This is a genomic window from Pseudomonas sp. ES1 (assembly GCF_050586605.1).
Taxonomy (GTDB): Bacteria; Pseudomonadota; Gammaproteobacteria; order Pseudomonadales; family Pseudomonadaceae; genus Aquipseudomonas; species Aquipseudomonas sichuanensis.
Genome location: NZ_JBOBDM010000009.1, coordinates 1 through 20,380, shown reverse-complemented (window position 1 = coordinate 20,380; position 20,380 = coordinate 1). Strand labels below are relative to the sequence as shown.

The following is a 20,380-nucleotide window of genomic DNA, read 5'->3' as shown; positions in this document are numbered from 1 at the left end:
GTTAGCCAAGGGTTTGAATTTGTTGGGCTTTTGTACTGGTAATAGCGGTCGTCCGGATTGGCCTCTTCGCGGGTAAGCCCGCTCCCACAGGCACTGCGAGCGCCTCGATCCCTGTGGGAGCGGGCTTACCCGCGAAAGGGCCTTCAAGACCTCAGCGCAATTCGGCCTCTGGCACCGTCATCTGCCGCGCAATGTGTTCCGGCCGCCACTGCGTTCGCGCCACCGCCAGCACCTCAGCCGGGCTGGCACCCAACAACGCCGGGTCGGTGTGCTGCCCCAGCGCGCGCAATGCTCGCAGCAGCAGCGGCGTGGCCTGGTCCGGCTCGAGCGGCGGCGAGCGGTACGACTTGCCCAGCTTGTGCCCGTCGGGCTGGACGATCAGTGGGATATGCAGGTAGCGCGGCTGCGAGAAACCCAGCAGTTCCTGTAGGTAGAGCTGGCGCGGTGTGTTGTCCAGCAGGTCGGCGCCGCGCACGACATCGGTCACCCCCTGCCAGGCATCGTCCAGCACGACGGCCAGCTGGTAGGCGTAGAGCCCGTCGCGGCGCTGGATGACGAAATCGCCCACTTCGCGCCCCAGGTGCTGCTCGAACCGGCCTTGCACCCGGTCATCGAAGCGGTAGATCAGCTCTGGCACCCGCAGGCGGATCGCCGCGCCTTCGCGGGCATGCCCGGCATTGCGGCAAAAACCCGGGTAGATGCCGTGATGCCCCTCCAATTGCTTGCGCGAGCAGGTGCAGGCATAGGCCAGGCCCATGTTGAACAGCCGATCGACGACGGCAGCATAGGCGTCGTGGCGCTGGCTCTGGCAAACCACCTCGCCATCCCACTCCAGCCCGTAACGTTCAAGGGTCTGCAGGATGGCATCACGGGCACCGGGCATCTCGCGTGGCGGGTCGGTATCTTCCATGCGCAGCAGCCAGCGGCCGTTGACGGCGCGGGCGTCGAGCCAGGAGGCGAGGGCGGCGACCAGCGAGCCGAAGTGCAGGTAACCGCTGGGCGTGGGGGCGAAGCGTCCGATGTAGGGGGCTGGGGTCATGGGCTGTGCGAGCTATATAAATGAAAACGGGGCGTAGCTGATGTGGGAAGGGGCAAGCCCGCTCCCACAACCAGTACGCCCCGTCTTTTCGGGATTCGGATCAGCCTTTGCCGACCGTCTTTTCCTTTTTCTCGGCGATTTCCTTGCAGTCGAAGCACAGGTCCGCAGTCGGACGGGCTTCCAGGCGACGCAGGCCGATTTCAATGCCGCAGGACTCGCACCAGCCGTAGTCTTCGTCCACGATCAGTTGCAAGGTCTTGTCGATTTTCTTGATCAGCTTGCGCTCGCGATCGCGGTTGCGCAGTTCCAGGGCGAATTCTTCTTCCTGGCTGGCGCGGTCGGCTGGATCGGGGAAGTTGGCTGCCTCGTCCTTCATGTGGTCCATGGTTTTGTCGACACTGGCCATGAGCTCTTGCTTCCAGCCGTTCAGGAGCTTGGTGAAGTGGGCCCGCATCGGGGCACCCATGTATTCTTCACCCTTGGTTTCCTTGTACGGCTCGACGCCATAGAGCGTTTGACTGGCTTTTTGCTTTTCTAGGGTGGACATGAATAGACCGCCTCTCACTCATCTGATCCAATGCGCAGGATACTTCCATCTCCGGCGACCGCCGGCCCTGCGACTGCGAGCCGCCGAACTTACCAGATAGATACGGGGTGCGCTACCCCGCCCTATGCCTGCTATTGACAGCGGCGCGGGCGGCACGTTCGCTGGTATGTACAGGTGGAATCACCAGTTTAGACCCAATTGAGAGAAGGCCCATGGCTCAGCCACACAGTGCGCGCAGTCGCGCCATCGAACCCTTCCACGTCATGGCCTTGCTGGCCCGTGCCAACGAACTGCAAGCCGCTGGCCACGACGTGATCCACCTGGAGATCGGCGAGCCGGACTTCACCACCGCCGCCCCCATCGTTGCCGCCGGCCAGGCTGCCCTGGCCGCAGGGCATACCCGCTACACCGCGGCCCGTGGCCTGCCGCAGTTGCGCGAGGCGATTGCCGGCTTCTATGGCCAGCGCTACGGCGTAGACCTCGACCCCGAGCGCGTGCTCATCACCCCGGGTGGCTCGGGCGCATTGCTGCTGGCCAGCAGCCTGCTGGTCGACCCTGGCAAGCACTGGCTGCTGGCCGACCCGGGCTACCCGTGCAACCGCCACTTCCTGCGCCTGGTCGAAGGCGGCGCGCAGTTGGTGCCGGTCGGGCCGGAGGTGAACTATCAGCTGACCGCCGACCTGGTCGAGCGCTACTGGGACAAGGACACCGTCGGCGCGCTGGTGGCTTCGCCAGCCAACCCGACCGGCACGGTGCTCGACCGTGACCAGTTGGCCAGCCTGTCCAGGGCGAGCCGCGAGCGCCATGGCCACCTGGTGGTGGACGAGATCTATCACGGCCTCACCTATGGCATGGACGCACCGAGCGTGCTGGAAGTGGACGATGAAGCCTTCGTCCTGAACAGCTTTTCCAAATATTTCGGCATGACCGGCTGGCGCCTTGGCTGGCTGGTGGCACCGCCGTCGGCAGTGGCTGACCTGGAAAAGCTGGCACAGAACCTCTACATCAGTGCCCCGAGCATGGCCCAGCATGCGGCGTTGGCGTGCTTCGAGCCGCAAACACTGGCGATTCTCGAGGAGCGCCGCGCCGAGTTCGCCCGTCGCCGTGACTACCTGCTGCCGGCCCTGCGCGAGTTGGGCTTCGGCATCGCCGTCGAGCCCCAGGGCGCCTTCTATCTGTATGCCGACATCAGTGCCTTCGGTGGCGATGCCTTCGCCTTCTGCCGGCACTTCCTCGAAACCGAACACCTGGCCTTCACGCCGGGCCTGGACTTTGGTCGCCACCAGGCCGGCCACCATGTGCGTTTCGCTTACACCCAGAGCTTGCCGCGCCTGGAAGAGGCGGTGCAGCGCATCGCCCGGGGCCTGCGGAGCTGGCAAGGCTGATGGCGCTTTTCCCCGAACTGGAAGAGGCGCGCCTGCTGCGCCGCTACAAGCGCTTCCTGGCCGACATCGAGCTGGCCAATGGCGAGCAGATGACCATCCACTGCCCCAACACCGGCTCGATGCTCAACTGCATGAGTGAAGGCGGGCGGGTCTGGTTCAGCCGCTCCAACGACCCGAAGCGCAAGCTGCCCGGTACCTGGGAAATCAGCGAAACGCCCCAGGGCCGGCTGGCCTGCGTCAACACCGGGCGGGCCAACGCGCTGGTCGAAGAAGCGCTGCGTGCGGGCACCATCACTGAACTGGCCGGTTTCACCGTGCTCAAGCGCGAGGTGGCCTACGGTGAGGAGCGCAGCCGCATCGACTTCTATCTGGAGTATGCCGACGGCAGCAAGGCTTACGTCGAGGTCAAGAGCGTGACCCTCGGTTACCCGGACACCCCGGTGGCGGCCTTCCCCGATGCCGTGACCCAGCGCGGTGCCAAGCACCTGCGCGAGCTGGCGGGGTTGGCGCGTCAGGGTGTTCGCGCGGTGCAGTTGTATTGTGTGAACCTCACCGGCATCGAGGCCGTGCGCCCGGCGCAGGAAATCGACGCCGCGTACGCCCAGGCCCTGCGCACGGCGGTGGCGGATGGGGTAGAGGTGCTGGCCTACGGTACCCGGCTGGACGCACAGCAGATCGTGGTCGACCGGCCGCTGCCGGTGCTGCTCACTCGGTAAGCCAGATGCCCTGGCTGTCTTCCAGGCAGTCCAGGGCTTCCAGCCACTCGCCCGCGCACGGGCCGGCCACGCATTCGCCACTCTCGATCAGGAACTGCGCGCCATGATGGGCGCACTGGATCAGGCTGGCGCTGTCGTCGAGGAAGCTGTCTGGCGCCCAGTTGAGGGTAATGCCGCGATGGGGGCAGCGGTTGCGGTAGATGAACACCTGGCCATGGCGACGTACGCCTAGCAGTGGCATGCCGGCTACGCTGAACGCGCGGCTTTGGCCTTCGCTGAGGCTGGTGGAGGCGCAGAGAAAATGCATGATGGGGTGTGCTTTCTGTTAAGCCGTGTGACAAGGGATGGCTTGACGCTTCAATGCGAATAATTATCAAATTGCCCGCATTCGCCGCGCCAGGCTGCCTATGGTGCGCAGTTCCACCGCCCGCCACAAGGCGCGCGGCCCGCCTTCAAGCAAAGGAATTCGATGATGCGCCGTCCCGCTGCCCTGATCGCCCTGTGTGCCGGTCTGCTTTTATCTACCCCGACGCTGGCCGGCGAACTGCCGCAGCGCTGGGTCAGTGCCGGTGGCGCGCTGAGCGAGTGGATCAGCGCGCTGGGTGGGGAGCAGCGGCTGGTCGGCGTGGACACCACCAGCCAGCACCCCGAGTCGCTCAAGGCATTGCCCAGCATCGGCTACCAGCGCCAGTTGTCGGCCGAAGGCATCCTCAGCCTGCGCCCGGATGTGCTGGTGGGGACCGAGGAAATGGGCCCGCCACCGGTGCTGGCGCAGATCCGCAAGGCTGGCGTGCGGGTCGAGCTGTTCTCCAGCAAGGCCGAGCTGGCCGCGGTGGACGAGAACCTCAAGCACTTGGGTGCATTGCTGGGCAGCGAGCAGCAGGCGGCAACCCTGGCCAGTGACTACCACCGCCAGTTGCAAGGGCTGCAAGACAAGATCAAGCAGGCCCAGGCCAGCCAGAAAGCACCAGGCGTCCTGCTGCTGGTCGGGCACGCCGGGGCCAAGCCACTGATCGCCGGGCTTGGCACTTCCGGCGACTGGCTGCTGCGCCAGGCCGGGGCGCGCAACCTGGCCGACCACCAGGGCTACAAGAACTTCTCGGTGGAGGCCCTGGCCGCGCTGGACCCGGACGTGGTGGTGTTCTCCGACCGTGCTCTGGCAGGCGAGGCCGCCCTGCAGGCGCTGATCAAGGAGAACCCGGCCCTGGCCGGCTCGCGTGCGGTGCGCGACAAGCGCCTGCTGTCGCTCGACCCGACGCTGCTGGTCGGTGGCCTCGGCCCGCGCTTGCCCGCTACCTTGCATGAGCTGGCCGCCAACTTTTACCCGGCCGCCAAGGCCAGCCTCGCCCCATGAGGCAGCGGGTCCAGCCACGCACGCTTTTCACTGGCCTTGCGCTGTTGTGCCTGCTGGCGGTCTGGCTGTCGCTGGCGCTGGGGCCGGTCAGCCTGCCGCTGTTCGATACCCTGCGCGCCGGCTTGCGCCTGATCGGCGTGCCGATCAGCGGTGCGGGGCTTGAGCAGGCAGAAATGATCCTCGGCCAGATCCGCCTGCCGCGCACCTTGCTGGGGCTGGCGGTGGGCGGGGTGCTGGCGCTGTCGGGGGTGGCCATGCAGGGGCTGTTCCGCAACCCGCTGGCCGACCCTGGGCTGGTGGGGGTCGCCAGTGGTGCCGCCCTGGGGGCGGCTGTGGCGATCGTGGGGGGCAGCTGGCTGGGCGGCATAGCCGAGTGGTTCGCGCCGTACCTGCTGTCGTTATGTGCCTTCATCGGCGGCCTGGGGGTGACGGCGATGGTCTATCGCCTTGGCCGGCGTGACGGCCAGACCAACGTGGCGACCATGCTGCTGGCCGGTATCGCCATGACCGCCCTGGGCGGCTCGGCGGTCGGGCTGTTCACCTATCTGGCGGATGACGCGACCTTGCGCACCCTGACGTTCTGGAACCTCGGCAGCCTCAACGGCGCCAGCTATGAGCGCCTGTGGCCGCTGCTGCTGGTGACGGTGGCAGTGGCGCTGTGGTTGCCACGGCGGGCGCAGGCGCTCAATGCCTTGCTGCTGGGCGAGTCGGAGGCCCGCCACCTCGGTGTTGAAGTGGAAGCGCTGAAACGTGAGCTGGTGTTCTGCACCGCGCTGGGTGTCGGCGCGGCGGTGGCGGCGGCAGGCCTGATCGGCTTCATCGGCCTGGTGGTGCCGCACCTGGTGCGCTTGCTGGCGGGGCCGGATCACCGTGTGTTGTTGCCGGCGTCGCTGCTGGCCGGTGGCACCCTGCTGTTATTCGCCGACCTGATCGCGCGCTTGGCCCTGGCGCCGGCAGAGCTGCCGATCGGCATCGTCACGGCCTTCATCGGGGCACCGTTCTTCCTGTTCTTGCTGGTCAAGGGGCGCAACTGATGCTCGATGTCGAAGGCCTGTCGCTCAAGCGCGGCAGCAGCGAGGTGCTGCACGATATCCATCTGCAACTTCACCCAGGGCAGATCCTCGGCGTGCTGGGCCCCAACGGAGCCGGCAAGAGCAGCCTGCTTGGCGCCCTGTGCGGTGAGCTGGCGCCCAGTGCCGGGCGAGTGCGTCTGGACGGGCGGGGGCTGGAGGACTGGCCTGGGCAGGAGCGGGCACGGCGGCTGGCGGTGTTGCCGCAGGTGTCCAGCCTGGGCTTCGGCTTCAGTGTCGAAGAGGTGGTCGGCCTGGGCCGCCTGCCCCATGCCAGTGGCCGGCAGCGCGATCGGGAGATCGTCGATGCGGCATTGCAGGCGGCAGATGCCGGGCACCTGGGCGAGCGCAGCTACCTGGCCCTCTCTGGGGGGGAGCGCCAGCGAGTGCACCTGGCCCGAGTGCTGGCCCAGCTGTGGCCGGGTGAGGCCGGCACCACGCTGTTGCTCGACGAGCCCACATCCATGCTCGACCCGTTGCACCAGCACACCACGCTGCAGGCGGTACGCAGTTTTGCCGACCGTGGTGCAGCGGTGCTGGTGATCCTGCATGACCTGAACCTGGCGGCCCGCTACTGTGACCATATCCTGCTGCTGGAGCAGGGGCGCTGCCACGCGCTGGATACGCCGCAGGCGGTGCTGACCCCAGTGGCCCTCAAGGCGGTGTTCGGCATCGATGTGCTGGTGCAGGCGCATCCGGAGCGGGGCCATCCGTTGATCATCACGCGATAGGAGCTTCAGCCATGCGTCACCTCTTGTCGGTCTGCCTGGTGCTGGCATTGGCGGGGTGCCAGGCCAGCCTGCCACCACTGCCGGCCTGGCAAAGCAGCGAGGGCCGTGACAGCGCGCAGCTGGGCCAGATCCGCGATCTGGCCAGCGGCCGGTTGATCAACCCGGAGCAACTGGTCGAGCAACTCGCCAGCGCACCTCGGGTACTGGTCGGCGAGCAGCACGACAACCCTGACCACCATGCGCTACAACTCTGGTTGCTGCGCGCCCTGGAGAGCCGCCGCCCGCAAGGCAGCCTGCTGCTGGAAATGCTGCAGCCCGAACAGCAGCCGCTGGTCGATGCCTTGCAGCACGGCGGGCCACTGCCACAAGACCTGCCCAAGGCCCTCGCCTGGCAGGATGGCTGGGACTGGACGTTTTACGGGCCGATCGTGAGGGAAGCCCTGGCGCAACCTTATCCGCTGCTGTCGGCCAATTTGTCCCCCGGCGAGATTCGCCAGGCTTATCGCCAGCCAGTGAACCCGCCAGGCGCGCGCAGCAATGCGGCGAATGTGTTGCAGGCATTGCGCGAACAGGTCCGTGCCGGGCATTGCAACCTGCTGCCGGACAGCCAGCTGCCGGCAATGCTCGCCGTTCAGCAACAGCGCGACCGGCGCATTGCCGAACGCCTGCTGAGCGCGCCGCAACCTGCGCTGCTGTTCGCTGGCAGCTATCACGCGCGCAAGGACCTGGGCGTGCCCCTGCACCTGGCAGACCTGGGGGCCAAAGGCGACAGCAAGGTGTTGCTGCTGGCGCAAGTGGGGGAGGCGGTCGAGCCGGGCAAGGCTGATTTTGTCTGGTACACCGCGGCGTTGCCCGAGCAGGATTATTGCGCCCAGCTGCGCAAAGGGCAGTAAATCGCAGGCAAAAAAAGACCCGGCAAAGTGCCGGGTCAATAACCGTGATTAGCCTGATGAGGAGATAATCTGAGAGTCCGAACCAGGGGCTTTCAGGTTACCCAACCAGTCTCGCGACCAGTCGTGATAATCATAACGATTCTCATTACCGAGTCAATGACTTTCTGTGAATTATTTTTCCATCTTCTGTGCCGGGCTCTTCGCGTCGAGCTGCTGGTTGAGCGCCTCTTTGCGTTCAACCGGCAGATCGTTCCAGTGCATGTCCAGCAAGGCGCCTTCTATGGCGTACAACAACACCTTGGAAGCCCGGAAACCTCGCGTTCTTACGGCTTGATAGGCACCCACCGCGCCCAGGCGACGAAGGTCCGATGCACTGTGGATACCGACGGCGTGCAGCCATTGCGCGGAGGTCTTGCCAAGATTTTTCAGGTGCTGCAATTCATCGTTCATCGAGCCTCCTTGCGATGGCTGAACGGGTCTTGGGGATAAATCGCGAGCAGGTCAGAGAGGAGTGTAGCGGGGGTTGGGAAATGCGCGGCCTTTTGCCATCGGGGCCCGACCGGTTGCCGCCCCGGGGCGCGGGGCGGTGCCTGGCCGAGGGTCAGCGCGCGGTGCGATAGCGCAGGCGCGTACCGAATTTCAGTGACATGAGTATCTCGTCAGCGCTCAATTCGCTGGGGAAGTAGGTTCCGGAGATCTGCGCATGGGCGATGCTCGCGCCTTCCAGGCCGGTTTCCCGCAGGTCCAGGCCGCGCAGGTCGGCGGCGCGAAAGTATGCATCGGTGAAGTCGATGCCACGCACGTCGAGGTTGCGCAGGTCCAGGCCACGAAAATCGCCGCCGCGAAAATCGATGGGGGCGTCCGTTGGCTTTTCGCGGTTGAAGGTCGCGATCTTCTCGTCGCGGACCAGGGCGTACAGGACGTTGTCCAGCTGCCGGGGTTGGTTCATGGCGGCGCCTCCTCGTGGGGTGTGATGCCATTGTAATGACATCACTGAAGAGGCGCCGGACTTCAGGCGTGAACTGTCGACTGCTTCACGCCTGGAGGGTCAAAGGCCGGGCAGGTGCTGGCGGATCTGGTCGATCAGCTGGTCCATGCTGGCGCTTTCCTGGGTCTCGACGCGCTTGCTGTGCTTCTGTTCTTCGCCATCGAGCGGTTCGCGGTTGGCCTGCTGGGCCTTGACGACTTCGAGGGTGGCATCCGAAGGGTCGGCCTTGCCGGCCTGGCGCTGCGCCAGCCAGCTCTCGATGACGGCCTCGGGGGCCTGGCAGTCGAGAATCAGGAAAGGTGCGCCGGTCTCGCTGGCGACCTGTGCCGCGGCCTTGCGCTGGTCGTGCTTGAGGTAAGTGGCGTCCAGCACTACCGGGAAGCCGGCACGCAGGATGATTTCTGCAAGCGCATGCAGGCGCTGGTAGGTCGCGGCGCTGGATTGCTGGTCATAGATACCTGCCTGCAACTGACCGGCTTGGGCCTGCTGCTGCTCACCGAACAGGCGCTTGCGTTCGACATCGGAGCGCACGCGCACCGCGCCCAGCGCTTCGACCAGGCGCATGGCCACATGGCTTTTGCCCACCGCCGAAACACCGTGGGTGATCGCCAGCAGGCGCGACGGGATGGCGCTGTAGCTTTCCGCCAGGTTGGCGTAGTTGCGGTAGGTGCGCAGGGTGGTGGCGCGCTGCACGCCGTCGGCGTCGGCCGGCATGCTGAACAGCGCGACCTTGGCCCGTACCAGGGCGCGGTAAGCCTTGTAGAAGTTCAGCAGCTCCAGGCCCTGGTAGTCGCCGGTCAGCTCCAGGTACTGGCTGATGAAGCGCCGCGACAGGCACTTGAGGCCGCGGTCTTCGAGGTCCATGGCGAGGAAGCCGACATCGGCGTAGACATCGGTCAGGCGGAACGGCTCGTTGAACTCGATGCAGTCGAAGATCACCACCTTGCCGTCGATCAGGGTGGCGTTGCCCAGGTGGATGTCACCGTGGCATTCGCGGATGAAACCGTCGGCCTTGCGCGCCTCGAGCAGGCCGTGCAGGCGTTTGAAGCTGTCCTGGGCCCAGGCTTGCAGGTTGTCGAGCTGTTGCAGGTCGGCCTTGTCGCTGAGGAACGGGCGAATCTGCTCGAAGTTCTGCTCCACCGGGGCCATGACGGCCTCTGGCGTACCCAGCGGGTGCTCGACGGCGACTTTCGGTGCCTGCAGGTGGAACTCGGCAATCTGCTGGGCCATCTGGTCGATGTGGTCGGCGTTCAGCTCACCGTTGGCCTGCAGGGTGCTGAGCATCTGGCCCTGGGGGAACTGGCGCATTTTCAGCGCGTACTCGATCGGCGTGCCTGCGCCGCCCAGTTGCGGGGCTTCGGCGCTGCCGGTAATTGGCAGCACTTCCAGGTACAGGCCTTCGGTCAGGCGCTGGTTCAGGCGCAGTTCTTCGTTGCAGAAATGCCCACGCTGATCCAGGCCGGTGAAGTCGAGGAAGCCGAAGTTCATGGGCTTCTTGATCTTGTAGGCGAACTCGCCGGTGAGCAGGACCCAGGAAATGTGCGTTTCGATGAGCTGGAAGCCCTCGACAGGGTGCGGGTAAAGTGCTGGGTTCTGCAGCGCGCTGATCAGGGCTTGGCTCACAAGTGATCCTTTCGGGGTCAGGGAATTCGAAGGCGCCATTATGGTCAATGGTGACGTCCCTGCAAACCGCCTGTGGGCGCCTGCCTCCCTTTTTGAAAGTGCGTATACTCCGCCGCCATGACTCGTACCCGAAATTCCCGCCCCCCTAAAAAGCAGCCGACCGGCCGTGCGCGCGCCTGGTTGGGCTGGGCACTCAAGCTCAGCCTAGTCGGCCTTGTCCTGATCGCCGGTTTTGCGGTCTACCTCGATGCGACTGTGCAGGAGAAGTTTTCCGGCAAGCGCTGGACCATCCCGGCCAAGGTGTATGCCCGGCCGCTGGAGCTGTTCGTCGGCCAGAAACTGAGCAAGAACGACTTCCTCACCGAGCTCGATGCCCTCGGCTACCGTCGCGAGAGTGCGGCCAATGGCCCGGGCGCGGCGTCGATCAATGGTAACAACGTCGACCTCAATACCCGCGGCTTCCAGTTCTATGAAGGCATGGAGCCGGCGCAGTTCGTGCGTGTACGGTTCTCCGGTGACTACGTTGCGGGGCTCAGCGGTGCCAACGGCGGCAAGCTCGACGTGGTGCGCCTGGAGCCGCTGATGATCGGCGGTATCTACCCGAAGAATCTTGAAGACCGCATCCTGATCAAGATCGACCAGGTCCCGCCGTACCTGCTGGAGACCCTGATCGCCACGGAAGACCGCGATTTCTACAGCCACTTCGGCGTATCGCCCAAGTCCATCGCCCGGGCCATCTGGGTAAACACCTCCTCGGGCGCCATGCGTCAGGGCGGCAGTACCTTGACCCAGCAGTTGGTGAAGAACTTCTTCCTCACCAATGAGCGCAGCCTCAGCCGCAAACTGACCGAGGCCATGATGGCCGTGCTGCTGGAGATGCACTACGACAAGCGCGAGATCCTCGAGGCGTACCTGAACGAAGTCTTCGTCGGCCAGGACGGCCAGCGCGCGGTGCATGGTTTCGGCCTGGCCAGCCAGTTCTTCTTCAGCCAGCCGCTGCAGGAGCTCAAGCTGCACCAGATTGCCTTGCTGGTGGGCATGGTCAAGGGACCGTCCTACTACAACCCGCGTCGTTACCCCGAGCGCGCCCTGCAGCGCCGCAACCTGGTGCTCGACCTGCTGGCTGAGCAAGGCGTGGCCAGCCAGGAAGTGATCGATGCTGCGAAGAAGATGCCGCTGGGCGTGACCAAGCGCGGCAGCCTGGCCGACAGCTCGTTCCCGGCATTCCTCGACCTGGTCAAGCGTCAGCTGCGCCAGGACTACCGCGACGAAGACTTGACCGAAGAAGGCCTGCGCATCTTCACCAGTTTCGACCCGATCCTGCAGATGAAGGCCGAAACCGCCATGAGCGAGACGTTCAAGCGCTTGGCCGGGCGCAAGGGCGCCGACGAGGTGGAGTCGGCGATGGTCGTCACCAACCCGGAAACCGGCGAGGTGCAGGCGCTGATCGGCAGCCGTCAGTCGGGCTTTGCCGGCTTCAACCGTGCCATCGACGCCGTGCGGCCGATCGGCTCGCTGGTCAAGCCTGCGGTCTACCTCACCGCGCTTGAGCAACCGAGCAAGTACAGCCTGACCACCCGGGTGCAGGACGAGCCGTTCTCGGTCAAAGGCGCCGACGGCCAGGTGTGGCGCCCGCAGAACTACGATCGCCGTCCCCATGGCACCATCTACCTGTACCAGGGCCTGGCCAACTCCTACAACCTGTCGACCGCCAAGCTCGGCCTGGAAGTGGGCGTGCCGAACGTGATCAAGACCATCGGCCGCCTGGGTGTGCAGGTCGACTGGCCGGCGTTCCCGTCGATGCTGCTGGGCGCTGGCGGCATGTCGCCGATGCAGGTTGCGACCATGTACCAGACCATCGCCAACGGTGGCTTCAATACACCGATGCGTGGCATTCGCAGCGTGCTCACCGCCGAAGGTGAGCCGCTCAAGCGCTACCCGTTCCAGATCCAGCAAACCTTCGACCCCGGTGCCATCTATCTGGTGCAGAACGCCATGCAGCGGGTAATGCGTGAAGGTACCGGGCGTTCGGTGTATAGCGTGCTGCCCAGCTCGCTGACGCTGGCGGGCAAGACCGGCACCAGTAACGACTCGCGCGACAGTTGGTTCTCCGGCTTCAGCCAGGACCTGCTGGCAGTGGTCTGGCTGGGCCGCGACGACAACGGCAAGACGCCGTTCACCGGCGCCACCGGCGCGTTGCAGGTGTGGACCAGCTTCATGAAAAAGGCCGACCCGTTGCCGCTGGACATGCCGCTACCAGATAACGTGGTGCAGGCCTGGATCGACCCTTACAGCGGCCAGGGGTCCGACGGTAGCTGTCCGGGAGCTGTGCAGATGCCGTATATTCGCGGCAGCGAACCGCCCGCTGGTGCCACCTGTGGTGGCGAACAGAACCCGGCCGACTCGGTCATGGATTGGGTCAAGGGGTGGATGAATTGAGCACGAGCTTTTGAAGAGGGTGTGAAGTGAAGAAGTGGTGGATTCCTGTCTTGACCGCGGTAGCTGTGCTGCAAGGCTGCTCCAGCGTCCAGCGTGGCAACATCCCGGTGGTGGATTCGAGCACCCGGGTCTCCAACAGTGAGCGGGTCCAGGCCAAGCGCACTTCGGCCTATCCGACCAGTGGCGGCAGCAGCCAGGCGCAGTCGTTGCCCGAAGAAGGCGGCGTCACCGTGATGATCCCGCAAGGCACCGGCGGCGCGCCGATCAGCACCGGGCCGATCACTCCTGGCCCGGTCAGCAGCGGGCCGATCACCCCGGGCCCGATCAGCACTGGCCCCATCACCAGCAACCCCAACCCGGTGGTCGATGAGCCGTTCGACATCGCCTCGATGAGCAACCCTCCGGCCGTCACCCAGGCGCCGACCGGCATCCCGCGCGCCAACACCGGCGGCCTGTCCGCCGACGAGCAACTCGATGGCCCGGTGCTGGCGCTGCTGACCACCGCCCAGCAGCAGCAGGGCAGTGGTGACTTCAACGGCGCCGCTTCGAGCCTGGAGCGTGCCCAGCGCATCGCCCCGCGCGAGCCGCAGGTGCTGTTCCGCCTGGCCCAGGTGCGCCTGTCGCAAGGTGACGCGGCGCAGTCCGAGCAACTGGCCCGTCGCGCGCTGACCTACGCCAACGGCCGTCCAGACCTTCAGGCTCAGTTGTGGAACACCATCGCTCAGGCCCGCGAGAAACAAGGCGACAGCGCCGGTGCCGCACTGGCGCGGCAGAAGGCGCGGGTCAACCTGTGATGGAGCAGCGCATTCTCGATATCGCCGACCATCTGCTGCTGATCGAGCAAGAGCTCAAGGTCCAGGGCTGGTGGAGCGCTGATATGCCCAGCGACGAGATGCTGGCCAGCACGGTGCCGTTCGCGGTGGACAGCATGAGCTTCGAGCAGTGGCTGCAGTGGATCTTCCTGCCACGCATGAAGCTGATCCTGGAGCATGGGCTGGCGTTGCCGAACGCCTCGGGCATCCTGGTGATGGCCGAGACGGTGTTTGTCGATCGTCCGGAACAAAGCCGCGCGCTACGGCGCCTGTTGGCAGAATTCGATCAATTGATCGCGCCTTCCGCCTGATTTCTTCTCTTTTTCCTTTAAGGGCCGCAGATTGTGGCCCTTTTTTATGGAAATCTTTATTGTTCTGCTGCTGAGCGCCTTTTTAGTGGTGCTGGCGATTCATCTTGCGGAAAAATTGGCAATAATTTTTCTTGACTTGTTGGCGCCAAATCACAAGAATCCAGATTCCGCTGTAGAGGGACTGCCAGAAGCAGACCCGCTAAGCAGATCATGAGGCGCACACCCGCGCCGACTTGTAACACCCCGCAACGCGTTACCTCGCGCTGGGTGGGAAAGCCCGCAACACACCAGGGCATTCCCAATACTTGCTCAGTCAGTGCTGACGTTCGCTCATGCTCTGCTTGGCAGTAAACCTAATAAGACCCGTCCAGTGAGGACGGTATTCTGGCGTTTTAGAGGTGAACAACGTGGAGCTTTTATCTGGCGCTGAGATGGTCGTCCGCTTCTTGCGTGACGAGGGCGTTAAGCACATCTACGGGTACCCTGGCGGTGCTCTCCTTCATGTTTACGATGCTCTGTTCAAGGAACCGGAAGTCCAGCACATCCTGGTCCGTCACGAACAGGCTGCCACCCATATGGCGGACGGTTACGCCCGTGCCACCGGCAAGGCCGGCGTGGTACTGGTGACTTCCGGCCCAGGTGCGACCAATGCCATCACCGGCATTGCCACCGCTTACATGGATTCCATTCCGATGGTCATCCTGTCTGGTCAGGTGCCCAGCACCATGGTCGGCACCGATGCCTTCCAGGAAACCGACATGATCGGTATTTCCCGGCCTATCGTGAAGCACAGCTTCATGGTCAAGCATGCTTCGGAAATCCCGGAAGTTCTGAAAAAAGCTTTCTATCTTGCGCAATCCGGCCGTCCCGGCCCGGTCGTGGTCGACATTCCAAAAGATATGACCAACCCGGCTGAGAAGTTCGAGTACATCTACCCGAAAAAGGTCAAGCTGCGTTCGTATAGCCCGGCTGTACGTGGTCACTCCGGCCAGATCCGCAAGGCAGCCGAAATGCTCCTGGCAGCCAAGCGCCCGATCGTCTACTCCGGCGGTGGCGTCATCCTTGGTGGTGGCTCCGAAGCCCTCACCGAAATCGCCAAGTCGTTGAACCTGCCGGTCACCAATACCCTCATGGGCCTCGGTGGCTTCCCGGGTACCGACCGCCAGTTCCTCGGCATGCTCGGCATGCACGGCAGCTACACCGCCAACCTGGCGATGCACAATGCCGATGTGATCTTCGCTGTCGGCGTGCGTTTCGACGACCGCGTGGTCAACGGCCCGGCCAAGTTCTGCCCGAACGCCAAGATCATCCACATCGACATCGACCCGGCGTCGATCTCGAAGATGATCAAGGCCGACGTGCCGATCGTCGGCCCGGTCGAAAGCGTGCTCAACGAAATGCTCGGCATCCTCAAGGAAATCGGCGAGCAGCCTGACAAGGCGGCGCTGGATGCCTGGTGGAAGCAGATCGACGAATGGCGTGGCGACGGTGGCCTGTTCCCTTACGACAAGGGCGACGGCAACGTCATCAAGCCGCAGCAGGTCATCGAGACGCTGTGCGAAGTGACCAAGGGCGATGCCTTTGTCACCTCCGACGTGGGCCAGCACCAGATGTTCGCGGCGCAGTACTACCGCTTCAACAAACCCAACCGCTGGATCAACTCCGGTGGCCTGGGCACCATGGGCTTCGGTTTCCCGGCGGCCATGGGCATCAAGCTCAGCTTCCCGGATCATGACGTGGCCTGCGTCACTGGCGAAGGCAGCATCCAGATGAACATCCAGGAGCTGTCCACCTGCATGCAGTACGGCCTGCCGGTGAAGATCGTCAACATGAACAACGGTGTGTTGGGCATGGTCCGCCAGTGGCAGGACATGGCTTACAACGGTCGCCACTCGCATTCCTATGTCGAGTCGCTGCCTGACTTCGTCAAGTTGGCCGAGGCCTATGGTCATGTGGGTATCCGCATCACCAGCCTGAAGGACCTCAAGCCGAAGCTGGAAGAAGCGTTTGCCATGAAGGACCGCCTGGTCTTCATCGACATCGCGATCGACCGTACCGAGCACGTCTATCCGATGCAGATCAAGGATGGCTCGATGCGTGACATGTGGCTGAGCAAGACGGAGCGTACCTGATATGCGGCACATCATTTCCCTGCTGCTGGAAAACGAACCCGGTGCCTTGTCTCGCGTGGTCGGCCTGTTCTCCCAGCGCAACTACAACATCGAAAGCCTGACCGTGGCTCCGACCGAAGACCCGACCCTGTCGCGTCTGACGTTGACCACCGTCGGCCATGATGAAGTGATCGAACAGATCACCAAGAACCTGAACAAGCTGGTCGAAGTGGTCAAGCTGGTCGACCTGTCGGAAAGCGCTCACATCGAGCGCGAACTGATGCTGGTCAAGGTCAAGGCCACCGGTGCCCAGCGCGCCGAGATCAAGCGCACCACGGATATCTTCCGCGGCCAGATCGTCGATGTGACCGCCAGCGTGTACACCGTGCAGCTGAGCGGTACCAGCGACAAACTGGACAGCTTCATCCAGGCCATCGGCACCGCATCGATTCTCGAAACCGTGCGCAGTGGCGTCACCGGCATTGCCCGTGGCGACAAAGTGCTCAGCATCTAACTTCAAAAATTAGCGATGGCTCCGCAGGGGCCGAGATATAACCAGGGGTATTTCATGAAAGTTTTCTACGATAAAGACTGCGACCTTTCCATCATCCAGGGCAAGAAAGTCGCCATCATCGGTTACGGCTCCCAGGGCCACGCTCAGGCGTGCAACCTGAAGGACTCCGGTGTAGACGTTACCGTCGGTCTGCGTAAAGGTTCGGCTACCGTTGCCAAGGCTGAAGCCCACGGCCTGAAAGTTGCTGACGTTGCTACCGCTGTCGCTGCGGCTGACCTGGTCATGATCCTGACCCCGGACGAGTTCCAGGGCGCTCTGTACAAGAACGAAATCGAGCCGAACATCAAGAAGGGCGCTACCCTGGCCTTCTCCCACGGCTTCTCGATCCACTACAACCAGGTTGTTCCGCGTGCCGACCTCGACGTGATCATGATCGCGCCGAAAGCCCCGGGCCACACCGTTCGCTCCGAGTTCGTCAAAGGCGGCGGCATCCCTGACCTGATCGCTATCTACCAGGACGCTTCGGGCAACGCCAAGAACGTCGCGCTGTCCTACGCTTCGGGCGTGGGCGGCGGCCGTACCGGCATCATCGAAACCACCTTCAAGGACGAGACCGAAACCGACCTGTTCGGTGAGCAGGCCGTTCTGTGCGGCGGTACCGTCGAGCTGGTCAAAGCCGGCTTCGAAACCCTGGTTGAAGCTGGCTACGCGCCAGAAATGGCCTACTTCGAGTGCCTGCACGAACTGAAGTTGATCGTTGACCTCATGTACGAAGGCGGTATCGCCAACATGAACTACTCGATCTCCAACAACGCCGAGTACGGTGAGTACGTCACCGGCCCTGAAGTCATCAACGAAGAATCCCGCAAGGCCATGCGTAACGCTCTGAAGCGCATCCAGGACGGCGAATACGCGAAGATGTTCATCAGCGAAGGTGCCACCAACTACCCATCGATGACCGCCAAGCGCCGTAACAACGCCGCCCACGGTATCGAAATCATCGGCGAACAACTGCGTTCGATGATGCCGTGGATCTCGGCCAACAAGATCGTCGACAAGAGCAAGAACTAAGTCTTGCTTGGCTAAATGAAAAACGCGGCTTCGGCCGCGTTTTTTCGTTTGCACTGCCGGCTTCTGGTATAAAGCGACCAGTGGCTCGCCGTCAGAACCCATTTCGCGAGCCCGTGTCGAACATATTCCACCCCCGTTGCAAGGTACTTTTCATGAGCGAACGTCCCGAAGAGCCGAACAAGCCCTCCGACGCCGAAAGCCTGCTACCGATCGATGAGCATGTCGAAGAAGGGCATGACGCCGAAGGCCGCAAGGTCCGTCACCGCGGCATCTACCTGCTGCCCAACTTGTTCACCACTGCCAACCTGTTTGCCGGCTTCTATTCCATCATCAGTTCGATGAGCGCGCAGAGCGCCCTGAGCGCTGGTGATCCGCGCGAAGCGAGCAAGTATTTCGCCTTCGCCGCCATCGCGATCTTCGTCGCCATGGTTCTCGACGGCCTCGATGGCCGTGTGGCGCGCATGACCAACACCCAGAGCGCCTTCGGTGCCGAGTACGACTCGCTGTCGGACATGGTCGCCTTTGGTGTGGCGCCGGCCTTGTTGGCCTTCGGTTGGGCACTGGGCGACATGGGCAAGGTCGGCTGGATGGTCGCCTTCATCTATGTGGCCGGTGCTGCACTGCGCCTGGCGCGCTTCAACACCCAGGTCGGTACCGCCGACAAACGCTACTTCATCGGCCTGGCCAGCCCAGCCGCGGCTGGCGTTGTGGCTGGCACTGTGTGGGCGTTCAGCGATTTCGGTATCCAGGGTTCCAAGCTGTCGTTCCTGGTGGCCTTGCTGGTAGCTGCTGCCGGCATGCTGATGGTCAGCAACATCAAGTACAACAGCTTCAAGGAGCTGGATCTCAAGGGGCGTGTGCCCTTTGTTGCGATCCTGGCCGTGGTGCTGGTGTTCGCGGTCGTGTTCAGCGATCCGCCCCGCATCCTGCTGCTGATTTTCCTCGCTTATGCGGTTTCCGGCCCGCTGCAGTACCTGCTGCGCGGTCGTCGTAAAACCTCATGAAGATTTAATCGTGGAATAACCTGCCGGCTCCATAGTCTTACGGGTACATCAGTTGCCCGTACTGTGGAGCCGTCATGCTCATCAAACTCCCCCGATCATCCGACTGCACGTCGGCACAGATCACCCCCGAACACATCTACCTTTCCCGTCGCAGCATGCTGGGTGGCACCTTGGCAGGCATGGCCCTGGGCGCTTTGCCGCGTTTGGGAGTGGCCGCAGAGCCATCGCGCTATGCTGATGCCGCAGGCGGAGCGGCGCCTGCGTGGTTCACCGAAAAGCTGGGTGCCACGCGCTGGCAGGCGGTCACCGTGAAGGATGAGGCCATCACACCGTTCAAGGACGCCACTCACTACAACAACTTCTATGAGTTCGGGCCCGACAAGGGCGACCCTGCAGCCAATGCGGGCAGCCTGAAGACCGAGCCTTGGAGCCTGGTGGTCGATGGCGAGGTGGCGAAGCCCGGGCGCTATGCGCTGGAGGACTTCGTCAAGCCCTATCAGCTCGAGGAGCGCATTTATCGGCTGCGCTGCGTAGAGGCCTGGTCGATGGTCATCCCGTGGTTGGGCTTTCCGCTGGCGCAAGTGCTCAAGCAGGTCGAGCCAACTTCCAAGGCGCGCTATATCCGTTTCGAAACGCTGCAGGACCCAAAGAGCATGCCCGGGCAGCGCTCCGGTTTTGCCCTGATCGACTGGCCTTATGTAGAAGGGCTGCGCCTGGACGAGGCGATGAACCCGTTGGCGATCCTGGCTGTGGGCATGTACGGCCGGGAGTTGGCTAACCAGAACGGCGCGCCACTGCGCCTGGTGGTGCCGTGGAAGTATGGCTTCAAGAGCATCAAGTCGATCGTGCGCATCAGCCTGGTGGCGGAGCAGCCGCATACCACCTGGCAAGGGCTGGCGCCGGATGAATATGGTTTCTATGCCAACGTCAACCCGACGGTCGATCACCCGCGCTGGACCCAGGCCCGCGAGCGGCGCTTGCCCAGCGGGCTGTTCAGCCCCAATGTGCGGGAAACGCAGATGTTCAATGGTTATGCCGATGAGGTAGCGTCGTTGTACGCCGGGCTCGATCTGCGGAAGAACTATTGATGCGTTATCCCTGGTTGCGATTGGCGATCTTTGTGCTCGGCTGCCTGTTTCCTGCCTGGTGGCTGTATCAGGCGGCGACGGGGCAGCTCGATCCAGATCCGGGCAAGATCCTGGTGGATCGGCTTGGGTTGGGGGCGTTGGTCTTTCTATTGATTACCTTGAGCATGACGCCGCTGCAGAAACTGACAGGGTGGTCGGGCTGGATCGTGGTGCGCCGGCAGCTGGGCTTGTGGTGCTTTGCTTATATAGTGCTGCACATGACTTCTTATATGGTGTTCATCCTGGGCCTGGATTGGGGGCAGCTGGGGGTTGAGCTGCGCAAGCGGCCGTACATCATTGTCGGCGCGTTGGGTTTCCTTGGGTTGCTGGCCTTGGCGGTCACCTCCAATCGCTACAGTCAGCGACGGCTAGGTGCGCGCTGGAAGAAGCTGCACAAGCTGGTGTATGTGATTCTTGGATTGGGGTTGCTGCATTTCTTGTGGATCGTGCGTTCAGATATGAAGGAATGGGCCATCTATGCAGGGGTAGGGGTATTGCTGATGGCGCTGCGAATTCCGGCGGTGGCGAAGCGAGTGCCCAGGTTTGCGGGAGGGCGTAAGAGGGCGGCCTGAGCCTGGGCGATATCTTGCCGTCTTCAACCCATCGATCTCCCATATTTCTGTTTCTTGAAATTAATGGTTGACG

General features: G+C 63.4%; 22 protein-coding genes. 16 read left to right on the top strand and 6 right to left on the bottom strand.

What is annotated here, in order from left to right:
• Positions 1-151 precede the first annotated feature (151 nt).
• Both gluQRS and dksA read right to left on the bottom strand, forming a co-directional pair.
• A complete protein-coding gene (gluQRS, locus tag ACQ4N9_RS05705; protein WP_347150364.1) occupies positions 152-1,039 on the bottom strand; it encodes a tRNA glutamyl-Q(34) synthetase GluQRS in 888 nt (295 codons plus the stop codon).
• A 100-nt stretch (positions 1,040-1,139) separates the two neighbouring features.
• The gene (gene dksA / locus ACQ4N9_RS05700) at positions 1,140-1,586 is read right to left on the bottom strand and encodes an RNA polymerase-binding protein DksA (RefSeq protein WP_153784930.1); all 447 of its coding nucleotides are present in this window, start codon (positions 1,584-1,586) and stop codon (positions 1,140-1,142) included.
• 212 nt (positions 1,587-1,798) lie between these two features.
• Here dksA and ACQ4N9_RS05695 point away from each other — a divergent pair, with 212 nt between their 5' ends.
• Together ACQ4N9_RS05695 and sfsA are read left to right on the top strand one after the other, a co-directional pair.
• On the top strand, positions 1,799-2,971 hold the full coding sequence (locus ACQ4N9_RS05695) for a pyridoxal phosphate-dependent aminotransferase (RefSeq protein WP_390966823.1): 1,173 nt from the start codon (positions 1,799-1,801) through the stop codon (positions 2,969-2,971).
• On the top strand, positions 2,971-3,687 hold the full coding sequence (gene sfsA / locus ACQ4N9_RS05690) for a DNA/RNA nuclease SfsA (RefSeq protein WP_390966825.1): 717 nt from the start codon (positions 2,971-2,973) through the stop codon (positions 3,685-3,687). The genes ACQ4N9_RS05695 and sfsA overlap by 1 nt, the downstream gene beginning before the upstream one ends.
• On the opposite strand, the gene ACQ4N9_RS05685 is transcribed toward sfsA, so the two are convergent.
• Positions 3,677-3,994 (bottom strand): Rieske (2Fe-2S) protein, encoded by a 318-nt coding sequence (locus ACQ4N9_RS05685; RefSeq protein WP_390966827.1) that lies wholly within the window; start codon positions 3,992-3,994, stop codon positions 3,677-3,679. The genes sfsA and ACQ4N9_RS05685 overlap by 11 nt on opposite strands.
• A 162-nt stretch (positions 3,995-4,156) precedes the next feature.
• Here ACQ4N9_RS05685 and ACQ4N9_RS05680 point away from each other — a divergent pair, with 162 nt between their 5' ends.
• Genes ACQ4N9_RS05680 through ACQ4N9_RS05665 form a run of 4 tightly spaced genes read left to right on the top strand, consistent with a single transcriptional unit; the run spans position 4,157 to position 7,735 of the window.
• Positions 4,157-5,041 (top strand): heme/hemin ABC transporter substrate-binding protein, encoded by an 885-nt coding sequence (locus ACQ4N9_RS05680; protein WP_390966829.1) that lies wholly within the window; start codon positions 4,157-4,159, stop codon positions 5,039-5,041.
• 50 nt (positions 5,042-5,091) lie between these two features.
• Positions 5,092-6,075 (top strand): FecCD family ABC transporter permease, encoded by a 984-nt coding sequence (locus ACQ4N9_RS05675; protein ID WP_390966863.1) that lies wholly within the window; start codon positions 5,092-5,094, stop codon positions 6,073-6,075.
• Positions 6,075-6,842: a heme ABC transporter ATP-binding protein gene (locus tag ACQ4N9_RS05670; RefSeq protein WP_125462564.1), complete on the top strand. Its 768-nt coding sequence runs from the start codon at positions 6,075-6,077 to the stop codon at positions 6,840-6,842. Before ACQ4N9_RS05675 ends, ACQ4N9_RS05670 begins: the two co-directional genes overlap by 1 nt.
• A gap of 11 nt (positions 6,843-6,853) precedes the next feature.
• A complete protein-coding gene (locus tag ACQ4N9_RS05665) occupies positions 6,854-7,735 on the top strand; it encodes a ChaN family lipoprotein (protein ID WP_390966831.1) in 882 nt (293 codons plus the stop codon).
• Between the two features lie 171 nt (positions 7,736-7,906).
• On the opposite strand, the gene ACQ4N9_RS05660 is transcribed toward ACQ4N9_RS05665, so the two are convergent.
• The 3 genes from ACQ4N9_RS05660 to ACQ4N9_RS05650 form a co-directional block, all read right to left on the bottom strand.
• Positions 7,907-8,185: a TfoX/Sxy family protein gene (locus ACQ4N9_RS05660; protein WP_110995975.1), complete on the bottom strand. Its 279-nt coding sequence runs from the start codon at positions 8,183-8,185 to the stop codon at positions 7,907-7,909.
• Positions 8,186-8,336: 151 nt separating this feature from the next.
• Positions 8,337-8,684: a pentapeptide repeat-containing protein gene (locus ACQ4N9_RS05655; protein WP_110995974.1), complete on the bottom strand. Its 348-nt coding sequence runs from the start codon at positions 8,682-8,684 to the stop codon at positions 8,337-8,339.
• A 99-nt stretch (positions 8,685-8,783) separates the two neighbouring features.
• A complete protein-coding gene (locus ACQ4N9_RS05650) occupies positions 8,784-10,346 on the bottom strand; it encodes an AAA family ATPase (protein ID WP_390966833.1) in 1,563 nt (520 codons plus the stop codon).
• Between the two features lie 117 nt (positions 10,347-10,463).
• Here ACQ4N9_RS05650 and mrcB point away from each other — a divergent pair, with 117 nt between their 5' ends.
• From mrcB to msrQ, 10 genes are all read left to right on the top strand, one after another.
• Positions 10,464-12,785, top strand: coding sequence for a penicillin-binding protein 1B (gene mrcB / locus ACQ4N9_RS05645; protein WP_390966835.1), 2,322 nt, complete (start codon positions 10,464-10,466; stop codon positions 12,783-12,785).
• Between the two features lie 26 nt (positions 12,786-12,811).
• On the top strand, positions 12,812-13,579 hold the full coding sequence (locus tag ACQ4N9_RS05640; RefSeq protein ID WP_390966837.1) for a tetratricopeptide repeat protein: 768 nt from the start codon (positions 12,812-12,814) through the stop codon (positions 13,577-13,579).
• Positions 13,576-13,908, top strand: a complete 333-nt coding sequence (locus tag ACQ4N9_RS05635) for a YqcC family protein (protein ID WP_390966839.1) — start codon at positions 13,576-13,578, stop codon at positions 13,906-13,908. Before ACQ4N9_RS05640 ends, ACQ4N9_RS05635 begins: the two co-directional genes overlap by 4 nt.
• Before the next feature lie 46 nt (positions 13,909-13,954).
• Complete coding sequence (locus ACQ4N9_RS05630; protein ID WP_390966841.1) at positions 13,955-14,122, top strand: hypothetical protein; 168 nt, start codon at positions 13,955-13,957, stop codon at positions 14,120-14,122.
• Positions 14,123-14,315: 193 nt separating this feature from the next.
• Positions 14,316-16,040, top strand: a complete 1,725-nt coding sequence (locus tag ACQ4N9_RS05625) for an acetolactate synthase 3 large subunit (RefSeq protein WP_390966843.1) — start codon at positions 14,316-14,318, stop codon at positions 16,038-16,040.
• Position 16,041: 1 nt separating this feature from the next.
• Positions 16,042-16,533, top strand: coding sequence for an acetolactate synthase small subunit (ilvN, locus tag ACQ4N9_RS05620; protein ID WP_003250040.1), 492 nt, complete (start codon positions 16,042-16,044; stop codon positions 16,531-16,533).
• A 54-nt stretch (positions 16,534-16,587) separates the two neighbouring features.
• Positions 16,588-17,604: a ketol-acid reductoisomerase gene (ilvC, locus tag ACQ4N9_RS05615; protein WP_110995969.1), complete on the top strand. Its 1,017-nt coding sequence runs from the start codon at positions 16,588-16,590 to the stop codon at positions 17,602-17,604.
• Positions 17,605-17,756: 152 nt separating this feature from the next.
• Entirely contained in the window at positions 17,757-18,608 is an 852-nt protein-coding gene (gene pssA / locus ACQ4N9_RS05610; protein WP_110995968.1) for a CDP-diacylglycerol--serine O-phosphatidyltransferase, read from the top strand.
• A 74-nt stretch (positions 18,609-18,682) separates the two neighbouring features.
• The gene (msrP, locus tag ACQ4N9_RS05605; RefSeq protein WP_390966846.1) at positions 18,683-19,696 is read left to right on the top strand and encodes a protein-methionine-sulfoxide reductase catalytic subunit MsrP; all 1,014 of its coding nucleotides are present in this window, start codon (positions 18,683-18,685) and stop codon (positions 19,694-19,696) included.
• Positions 19,696-20,307 carry a protein-methionine-sulfoxide reductase heme-binding subunit MsrQ gene (gene msrQ, locus ACQ4N9_RS05600; RefSeq protein WP_390966848.1) on the top strand — a complete coding sequence of 204 codons (612 nt, stop codon included), beginning with the start codon at positions 19,696-19,698 and terminating at the stop codon, positions 20,305-20,307. Before msrP ends, msrQ begins: the two co-directional genes overlap by 1 nt.
• Positions 20,308-20,380 lie beyond the last annotated feature (73 nt).

What these genes read in the sequence shown, in the direction of transcription:
- dksA (WP_153784930.1), bottom strand. Translation starts at nt 1,586, where the DNA reads ATGTCCACCCTAGAAAAGCAAAAAGCCAGTCAAACGCTCTATGGCGTC.
- ACQ4N9_RS05695 (WP_390966823.1), top strand. Translation starts at nt 1,799, where the DNA reads ATGGCTCAGCCACACAGTGCGCGCAGTCGCGCCATCGAACCCTTCCAC.
- ilvN (WP_003250040.1), top strand. Translation starts at nt 16,042, where the DNA reads ATGCGGCACATCATTTCCCTGCTGCTGGAAAACGAACCCGGTGCCTTG.
- mrcB (WP_390966835.1), top strand. Translation starts at nt 10,464, where the DNA reads ATGACTCGTACCCGAAATTCCCGCCCCCCTAAAAAGCAGCCGACCGGC.
- ACQ4N9_RS05670 (WP_125462564.1), top strand. Translation starts at nt 6,075, where the DNA reads ATGCTCGATGTCGAAGGCCTGTCGCTCAAGCGCGGCAGCAGCGAGGTG.
- ACQ4N9_RS05680 (WP_390966829.1), top strand. Translation starts at nt 4,157, where the DNA reads ATGATGCGCCGTCCCGCTGCCCTGATCGCCCTGTGTGCCGGTCTGCTT.
- pssA (WP_110995968.1), top strand. Translation starts at nt 17,757, where the DNA reads ATGAGCGAACGTCCCGAAGAGCCGAACAAGCCCTCCGACGCCGAAAGC.
- ACQ4N9_RS05685 (WP_390966827.1), bottom strand. Translation starts at nt 3,994, where the DNA reads ATGCATTTTCTCTGCGCCTCCACCAGCCTCAGCGAAGGCCAAAGCCGC.
- ilvC (WP_110995969.1), top strand. Translation starts at nt 16,588, where the DNA reads ATGAAAGTTTTCTACGATAAAGACTGCGACCTTTCCATCATCCAGGGC.
- gluQRS (WP_347150364.1), bottom strand. Translation starts at nt 1,039, where the DNA reads ATGACCCCAGCCCCCTACATCGGACGCTTCGCCCCCACGCCCAGCGGT.
- msrQ (WP_390966848.1), top strand. Translation starts at nt 19,696, where the DNA reads ATGCGTTATCCCTGGTTGCGATTGGCGATCTTTGTGCTCGGCTGCCTG.
- sfsA (WP_390966825.1), top strand. Translation starts at nt 2,971, where the DNA reads ATGGCGCTTTTCCCCGAACTGGAAGAGGCGCGCCTGCTGCGCCGCTAC.
- ACQ4N9_RS05655 (WP_110995974.1), bottom strand. Translation starts at nt 8,684, where the DNA reads ATGAACCAACCCCGGCAGCTGGACAACGTCCTGTACGCCCTGGTCCGC.
- ACQ4N9_RS05665 (WP_390966831.1), top strand. Translation starts at nt 6,854, where the DNA reads ATGCGTCACCTCTTGTCGGTCTGCCTGGTGCTGGCATTGGCGGGGTGC.
- ACQ4N9_RS05660 (WP_110995975.1), bottom strand. Translation starts at nt 8,185, where the DNA reads ATGAACGATGAATTGCAGCACCTGAAAAATCTTGGCAAGACCTCCGCG.
- ACQ4N9_RS05630 (WP_390966841.1), top strand. Translation starts at nt 13,955, where the DNA reads ATGGAAATCTTTATTGTTCTGCTGCTGAGCGCCTTTTTAGTGGTGCTG.
- msrP (WP_390966846.1), top strand. Translation starts at nt 18,683, where the DNA reads ATGCTCATCAAACTCCCCCGATCATCCGACTGCACGTCGGCACAGATC.